The organism is Psychrobacter sp. TB20-MNA-CIBAN-0197, from assembly GCF_040309765.1.
Classification (GTDB): domain Bacteria; phylum Pseudomonadota; class Gammaproteobacteria; order Pseudomonadales; family Moraxellaceae; genus Psychrobacter; species Psychrobacter submarinus.
Map to the genome: position 1 here is coordinate 1 of NZ_JBEOPC010001009.1, position 254 is coordinate 254.

The 254-nt window shown below is 44.1% G+C and carries 1 protein-coding gene; it reads left to right on the forward strand.

The window, feature by feature from the left end; genetic code table 11:
- Positions 1-254: hypothetical protein (locus AAEY83_RS16935; RefSeq protein WP_351060972.1), on the forward strand; the 254-nt coding region annotated here is incomplete at both ends.

A 254-nucleotide genomic window follows, 5' to 3' on the forward strand; every position in this document is an offset into this window, starting at 1 on the left:
GCACAATAGATGATGAAAGTGTTTGGGATTGCACGCTCGCTATAGACACTGGCTTACCAATACAAGTACTAAAATATAATGCCGCTGATCCACTCAGGTCGTTACCTGCAGCTGTACAAACACTGCCATCGAACCTTTCATTCTTGATGCCTAACGTAGCAGCGACTACATCACGTCTAGTTTTGAATGTAGATACTCATCAGCGTGTTTGGCAGATGTGGGAGTTGTTGTGTTCAACGGAGCCACTATTTGAT